Annotated in this window: 6 protein-coding genes and 1 tRNA gene; 3 read left to right on the plus strand and 4 right to left on the minus strand. The window is 30.1% G+C overall.

Annotated elements, in window-relative coordinates:
- Positions 1–92: 92 nt before the first annotated feature.
- The gene (locus SYN6308_RS07945) at positions 93–785 is read left to right on the plus strand and encodes an HAD family hydrolase (RefSeq protein ID WP_017293910.1); all 693 of its coding nucleotides are present in this window, start codon (positions 93–95) and stop codon (positions 783–785) included.
- Positions 786–796: 11 nt separating this feature from the next.
- Positions 797–869 (plus strand) — tRNA-Ala (locus SYN6308_RS07950).
- A gap of 591 nt (positions 870–1,460) precedes the next feature.
- On the opposite strand, the gene SYN6308_RS07955 is transcribed toward SYN6308_RS07950, so the two are convergent.
- The 4 genes from SYN6308_RS07955 to SYN6308_RS07970 all read right to left on the minus strand — a co-directional run bounded on the left by SYN6308_RS07955 (position 1,461) and on the right by SYN6308_RS07970 (position 6,178).
- Positions 1,461–4,859: a DUF5906 domain-containing protein gene (locus tag SYN6308_RS07955; RefSeq protein WP_017293911.1), complete on the minus strand. Its 3,399-nt coding sequence runs from the start codon at positions 4,857–4,859 to the stop codon at positions 1,461–1,463.
- A 142-nt stretch (positions 4,860–5,001) separates the two neighbouring features.
- The gene (locus SYN6308_RS07960; RefSeq protein WP_017293912.1) at positions 5,002–5,355 is read right to left on the minus strand and encodes a hypothetical protein; all 354 of its coding nucleotides are present in this window, start codon (positions 5,353–5,355) and stop codon (positions 5,002–5,004) included.
- The gene (locus SYN6308_RS07965; protein ID WP_017293913.1) at positions 5,348–5,626 is read right to left on the minus strand and encodes a hypothetical protein; all 279 of its coding nucleotides are present in this window, start codon (positions 5,624–5,626) and stop codon (positions 5,348–5,350) included. Before SYN6308_RS07965 ends, SYN6308_RS07960 begins: the two co-directional genes overlap by 8 nt.
- Before the next feature lie 273 nt (positions 5,627–5,899).
- Complete coding sequence (locus SYN6308_RS07970; protein ID WP_144051410.1) at positions 5,900–6,178, minus strand: hypothetical protein; 279 nt, start codon at positions 6,176–6,178, stop codon at positions 5,900–5,902.
- A 225-nt stretch (positions 6,179–6,403) separates the two neighbouring features.
- Here SYN6308_RS07970 and SYN6308_RS22095 point away from each other — a divergent pair.
- Positions 6,404–6,633, plus strand: a 230-nt coding sequence (locus tag SYN6308_RS22095) for a DUF4158 domain-containing protein (RefSeq protein ID WP_017293915.1), incomplete at its 3' end; no start/stop codon positions are given.

A 6,633-nucleotide genomic window follows, 5' to 3' on the forward strand; every position in this document is an offset into this window, starting at 1 on the left:
ATAGTGTTTTCAAAGTTAGTCTTAAATTAATTTTTTAACTTATCTTCTCTTCTTTTTTTTAGAGACAGTTGTTATTTTTAGTATCTATAATAATGAGTTTAAAAGCAGTTTTATTCGATTTTCAGGGCGTAATTATTAATGATGAGATAATTCATAAACAGTTAATTGACGACATCTTATTAAAAGAAAATTTGCGCCCTTCTGATGGTAATTATCAAGAAATTAATTTAAAGGACATTTTAGCAAAAAAAGGAAGAATTGTCTCTGATGAATATTTAAAAAAATTAATGGAAGATAAAGCAAAGGCTTATTATCATATTGTGTCTCAGATGCCAGAATTGCCGATTTTTGATAAGGTAATTGAGTTTATTCTTCACTTGCAAACTCGTAATTTAGCCCTTGCCATTGTCACCGATATTTTGCCTCAAGAAGTAGAGTATATTTTGGAAAGAATTAATGTCAAACCGTATTTTTCTGTTATTGTTGGAGGCAATGACATCAAAACTTTTAAACCTTCTCCTGAAGGCTATTTATTAGCCATGAAAAAACTCAATGAATACAATCCTGACTTGTGTTTGCAACCTTCTGAATGTCTAGTGATAGAAGATACTCCTATCGGTATTAAGGCGGGGAAAAATGCTGGAATGTCAGTGGTAGGAGTTGCCAATACTTACCCTTTTCATTTTATCCAAAGACAAGCCAATTGGTGTGTTGATCATCTCATGGAGTTGGATTTAGATTGGATCGATCGAACTTTAGAAAAATCCTCATCTATGGTAGAATGAAGGAGTCACTAGGGGTATTAGCTCAGTTGGTAGAGTGCTGCGATCGCACCGCAGAGGTGAGGGGTTCGATTCCCCTATACTCCATTCCCTATCACTCTCTTTACATATACGTTTTTATAGGTTTCACTCATATTAAAGACTTATATTTGCTCATAATTTGCTCATTTTCTACTTAGATTTTTTGTTTATTATTCGATGACAGGAAAGTAACAATATATTAAAAACCAGTTCTAACTCTGTCTAACTTTTACCGAACCTTAAAGGATTGGTAGAGAGTTAATGATTGTTAATAAGACTAAATCTTTGTAGTGTGATTTTTGCTTTAGTTCGTTACCAGTTGGTTTCGGGTTGGTTTTGTTGGCATCCTATGGATCTCCGCGCGACCTAACGGCATCCTAACGGCATCCAAAATAAGAATAATACTTGAATACTAAAAACAGTACAGAACTAAGTTGATAACCGTTATTAACTCATTTCCATAGGATCAACCCTTAAAGGTTTGATAATGCACAAGGATAAGTTAGCTATGAGTAGATATGGGTAACGTAGGGATATATAAATTCAACCCTTATAGGTTGAAAAATACTCGACACCCTATTTCACCCATTGACAACTCAATCTAACTGACAAGAACTTTGAATGTTTTTATCTTGTCAGTTGACCTTAGTTTTATGGTTAAGGCTTTTCTTTACAGATAGATTTAGAATTAGCAATCATTAAAAATCCGAAAGTATCTAACTTAACTTTCACTCCATAGTCAAAATTTTGTTCTACCGTTGCGGATAACCAATCATCTTTTCCATTTTGTAAAACATAGACTTTTTCTCCTACGGAATAATCAGAAAGACTTAATAATTGTTTTTCTTTTTTCTCACTGGTAGTAATAATCTCTTTAATTTCTTTAAATTTAAGAGGAAGTATTTGACCAATAAATTGAGGAAACTCAGAATAATCTAAACATTTTCCTTCAATTGACTCATTGCCATTGATTTTGACAATCTCATAAATAGCACCACCACAGCTTCGGATTTTATCCCCTATTTTGAAATCAGGTTTTTGTTGTGTTGGGAGATCATTTTTTTTATTATCAACACAATGGTTATATAAACTCACTACTTCACTATCAGATAAGTCATAGAAGTTTTTATAGTCTCTTTGGATAAAAGCCTTGATATAACCTCTTTTCCCTTCTTTATTGACTAATCCTTTCTTAGTTTCCAAAAAGTTATTAATAATTTTCACCATTTCCATAAAATCAACTTCGATTTTTTCTTGACTCACTTTTTCTTGTGTTGACTCACCTAAATTTGTAAAAGTATTGATTTTATTAGAGTTTTCAGGTTTTTGTTGACTCACCTGTTGACTCACTTTAGGGTCACTTATTGACTCACCTGTTGACTCACCTGACTCACTTTTTTGATTTTTATTTTCTTTTTTTTCAAAATCAGGTTCTTTTTTATTGTTTAAATCTTGATAACCAGATAATTGATTAAAAGAAGGATCAATTTTAGATTCAGATAAGTCATTTTGAGTTTGTGAAGCGGTAGAATTTGATCCGTTTTTGAGATTAGGTGAGTCAAGATTAATAGTTAGGTGAGTCACTAGGTGAGTCTTAAGTGAGTCAATAGGTGAGTCAACATGATTGACATCAAAGTCTTTATTATCAATAGTTTCAGGATTTTTAGGTGAGTCAGGTGAGTCAAGATCAAATTTTATTCCACATAAATATTTTTTTCCTTGAGGACACTTTTCTTTTACTTTTGGGAATAGCTCTAAAATTCTTGGTTTTAAATCTTTACTGAGTTTGACAACAGGGTCTCTTTTGTCATCATCTAACCAAATATTTTTGACTTTTTCGTTTTTCGTTTCAAACTCTACATATCCATTATCAAAATACCATTGCATTAAAGGGCTATATATATCGCTAATACTTAATCGATCTGATTCATCTCCAGTGAAACTTAATCCTAAATCTTTAGCAAATCTTCTTAAATGATTATTGTCTTCAATGACCTCATTAAAATAGCTTTCAGATTCCTGATAATTAATGCCGTTTTGGTAAACATCCCAAAAAGCATCAATCAATAAATTTAAGAATGCTGGTGCAACTTCATTAACCAGAAAATTTTTATCATGCTTAAATCTTGGATCAGCTTGTAACTCACCTTTTTTTGGACGCATAGAAAACGTATGAAGGAAGGGAATTAATGTAAGTCGTGATTGCATGGCAAATTGATTCCCTTTTAAATCAGGTTTATGATTAGTATTGAAAACGAAAAAAGTAATTAATTTGACTTCAAAACCATCTTTTCCTTTTTCTTCAATAAACAACGGATCGCCCGTGATAGCTTGTTTAAGAGATTGAATAGAATCAATGTTAATTTCTTTATTTTCACTACTCCAATTAAGTTTAGGATTAGTGGCAAGTCGAGCTAAATTAAAACCTCTTGATTGTGAAAAGTCATTTAATGAACAGGATGTTATGCCCTGTTCACCTAAAATTAAACTGATTACTTCTCTTAACGTATCTTTTCCGTTGCTACCATCACCAATTAATAAAAGGGCTTTTATTCGATCCCATTTTTCTCTAATTGTCTTGAAACTTAAAACAGTACTAATACTTTTAATAAATAAACTTTTGTACGGTTCATCTAAGCATTCTAATAATTTGATTGCTGATTCTTGACTAACTTTTGGGTCATAACTTACCTCACTTTGATAAGTAAAATAAATATCAGGTGAATAAGGTTTTAATTTAAATTTAGGTTTATTATTTTCATCTTTAACTAATGCTAAGTAACCATTTTTTAAAGGTATTCCTTCGCAATTAATTTTTGATGGTGAAACATAAAACTTTTGATTTACCCATTCATAAAGACTTTTAACACTGCTAGGACTAGCTTTACTTTTTTTACCTTTATCATCAATATAATTAGCACACCAATAATTAATTTTTTGTTTAACTATTCCATCTTCTATTTCTTCATAATATTGACCATTAAATTGATATAAAGTACCATTTAAACTAATCCAATAACCACTAAACAATTCTTCAGTAGCAATATTTACCCAAGAATCATTGATGATATTTTCATTGTTTGTAGTATTATCTTGAGAGTCTTCTTTTTCACTTGTAACAGTGACTTTACTAGATTTCGATTGATTTGATTTAAACAAATTTGTCCATTGACTTTTATTGATCAATCCTAACTCCATTAACTGATAATAAATAGTACCTAATCCAAAATTACCATTAGTTGATTCAATAATTTGTGACCAGTTATAATCATCATCTAAACCGATAATATCAGCAATGTTTAAAGCAATATCTTCTCCATAAAGTTGTTTTATTGCACCTAATAACTCTCGATAATTTTGATAAGTATTACTACCTTTTTGATGAGGTTTTATGACATCTTTGATAAAGTTGATAATTTCGTTATCAGTAACTTGATAATTGTTGATAACTCTTTTTATCTCTTTGGGAATATTTCGAGGGATTAAATCTCTTAAAGTTTCGTAAGAGTAAGTATCTAAAGAACCGTTAAGGACTTTTGATTTTTTTCCTTGAATTAGATTACCGTTTTCATCTTTTGAGTAGTGAAAATAATCTGGTAATCTCATTACTCTTGATGGGTCTTTTACCGCTTTATCTGATCCAACATAATCAATTAAATCTTTAATTAATTCTTGCCATTGTTCAATAGGTACGGGTTGATCAAATATCCAGTAATGATGAATGCTTTTACCCCCGGTAAATAATCGAATAGTGGGAAATGGTAAGTTGAATTTATCTAATATGGTTAATTGTTCATCGTAAGATAGATTGTCAAACTCACAGAATAAGGCTTTTGCGGTTTTAATATCTTTTTTAGAATTACCTTGACCATTAACAACGAAATAGACTCCATAACCTGATTCTTGTTGGGGGGGATTGTTGATCGGATAAGTGAGGGTGATTTTTTTTGGCGGCTTCTCTTTATCTAAAGGAATAGTTCTAATGAAAACTTTTTCACCTTCAGAGTATCCAAGACAAGACAAAAACTCGTTAATTTGGCTATTTTTTGATACCATAGGATTATATTTAATTTTATTTGAATTGTTTAAAGTTCACTGCTAAGAACAGTGAAAAAGGGTTTTGGTAAGGTGTACCCTTTAAACACCTTGAATTGTTTGAGTCTATCCTTTCAGGTAATTACTGAAGGGATTATTTTTATTATACTGTGTCCATACCATTATTGCGATCATTTTTAACCGTTTCATCCAAAACCTTAGAAATCTCTTTATCTGAGACGTGTTTGATCATTATCTGCATTAAATCATAATTTTTATGTAAATCAGATTGTTTAGGACTTAAAGGACTTGGCATTAAATCTTCTTTATACATTTTTTTAATATAGCTTTTAACTAAAGGTGAACTCGTTTTGGCATTATATAAAAAATCAAGTAATATCAGCTTTAACACATCCGATATTAAAACATTATTTTCTTTACAGTATTCTCTTAATGCTTTGTCTATATTTGGATGTGCCGTAAATTTTATTACTTTATTAAATCTTTTTTCACTCATAATTTACCTCGTTAATTAATTGTTTAATATCCTTGATTAAGTTATTAGCATACTTAATCTTATAACCAGATTCTTGATTATCAATTTTGTTTACTATTTCTTTAAGTTTCACTGTAACAAGTGACTCATTAGGATTAATTCCTAAATCTAATTGATAAGCATAAGCTAAAATTTCATTTTCAAATGTCTCAGGTACTCTAATTAGTTTTGTTGGTGTATTTTGCCATTTACTCTTAAATGGTTTTAGGTTATCTAAGTTGTGTTTGTGCATGGATGCAATAACTCACTGTAACAAGTGAACTTTAACTATTGTTGACGATTAGATTATAACATACTTAATAGCTATCTTTTCACTGTAACAAGTGAGATTAAGGTATTATGTTTACTTTGTAAGTTTTTATCCTAGAATTATTGTACTGATTCACTCTTAAAATATATACGTTTATTTTCGTTGTTTACGCTATACCCTTTAGGATTAATCCTTAAAGTAATTAAAGGGCAAATAAGCCCTTTTAAAGTATCTTAAATTGAATGTTTGTTTTTCTTAAAATAATTCTGGTAATTCTATTTGGTAAATATCTTTAAGTAAATCCCATATAAAAGATTTCATATCATCTCTTTTCTCATCGTCTATATTTTGTAGTTTTTGTTCAACTAATTTGATTGCTAATTGAAATGATATAGGTTGTTTATGTTTTTTTGATGATTCAAATAAGTCAAGAATTACTTGAGAGTTAAAATTTTGATAATATTTATAGTTCATTTCTACTGAATGACCTAATGATTTAGCTCTGATACGGCGGAAACATAGGGTTCGTGTCATGAGGGGCAGTGAGAAGCTCAAAGCTATACTTAGCAATAGTTTTAGTCTTTTTTCTTCCTTGACTGTTAAGAGTCTTTTTTCCTCTCAAATGATAAGTTTTACAAATATGTTAATAAATAACCATTTGACAAATATTAAATAGTATGCAGTTATAAATATTTTTGAAGATAGACCTTTTCCGACTATTGTGAGATTTGTTAGATCTGCAAATTGTGAAAATAATTAATGCTCAAGAAAAATTGGCAAACAGAAGAGCTAATCGAAAATTGGACACTTATTCCCCAAGAATTAAAATTACTAACTAATAAGATTGGTGGAAATAAAATAGGTTTCGCTATAATACTCAAATATTTTCAACTAAGGGCTCGTTTTCCTGATACTTCGGAACAAATACCTGACTTAATCATATCTTACATTGCTAATCAACTTAATATTCCTGTAAGCTCTTACTCAGA

It is taken from the genome of Geminocystis herdmanii PCC 6308 (assembly GCF_000332235.1).
GTDB classification, from domain to species: Bacteria; Cyanobacteriota; Cyanobacteriia; order Cyanobacteriales; family Cyanobacteriaceae; genus Geminocystis; species Geminocystis herdmanii.